Source organism: Leisingera sp. JC1, from assembly GCF_001679925.1.
In the GTDB taxonomy this organism is placed as follows: domain Bacteria; phylum Pseudomonadota; class Alphaproteobacteria; order Rhodobacterales; family Rhodobacteraceae; genus Leisingera.
In genome coordinates this window covers 1-1,006 of the sequence record NZ_LYUZ01000033.1, presented here as the reverse complement: position 1 = coordinate 1,006, position 1,006 = coordinate 1, and the positions used below count along the sequence as shown (strand labels likewise).

Annotated in this window: 1 protein-coding gene; it reads left to right on the top strand. The window is 62.5% G+C overall.

Annotated elements, in window-relative coordinates; translation table 11 throughout:
* On the top strand, positions 1-1,006 hold a 1,006-nt coding region (locus tag A9D60_RS04315), incomplete at both ends, for a cadherin-like domain-containing protein (RefSeq protein WP_141117813.1).

Sequence of the window (1,006 nt, the reverse complement as noted above, 5' to 3'; positions counted from 1 at the left end):
CTGCTGGTGGAGCAGGATGCCAATAACTGGCTGCGGTTTGACACCTACTCTGATGGCACGGTGATCAAGGTGTTTGCGGCAGTCACCACCAATGGGTCCTCGTCTTCGCGGGTCAATATGACGATCCAGGCCGGAGATGCTGAGTATCTGCGGGTGAACCGGTCCGGCGATACCTGGACCTATGACTATTCCGCGGACGGCAGCAATTGGACCACGGCGGTCAGTTTCAACCATGCAATCACCGCATCCTCTGCCGGGGTGTTTGCGGGCAATGTGGCMCAGGCCWCCGGCTATACCGCCCAGGTCGACTATTTYGAGGTYGCCAGYGATCCGATTGCGGATGAGGACGGCAGCCACACCCCCCCGGCCAATCAGGCGCCGGATGCGGCGGATGACGGCCTGGCGGTGGTGCTGGACACCGCGCTGGTGATCGATGAGGCGGCGCTTTTGTCCAACGACAGCGATCCCGATGGCGATCCCGTCASYTTYGACAGCTTCACCAATCCCTCCAACGGCACSCTGACGGACAATGGCGATGGCACCCTCACCTATACGCCCAATGCAGGCTATGAGGGGCCCGACAGTTTCACCTAYACGATCAGCGATGACGGCGGGCTGAGCGATACCGCGACGGTSAAYCTGACGGTCTCRGCGGCCGCSAACCAGGCGCCGGATGCGGTGGATGACGGCCTGGCGGTGGGACATGATACGGCGCTGGTGATTGATCAGTCGGCGCTCTTGTCCAACGACAGCGACCCCGATGGCGATCCCGTCACATTTGACAGCTTCACCAATCCCTCCAACGGCACCCTGACGGACAATGGCGACGGCACGCTGACCTATACGCCCAATGCGGGCTATGAGGGGCCGGACAGTTTCACCTACACGATCAGCGATGACAGCGGCGCGACCGATACCGCAACCGTGAACCTGACGGTTGCGGCACCGCCTTCGGGCAGCGGGCTGGTGTCGGATGACTTTGCCGGAGGGCCGCTGGATCCGGCGG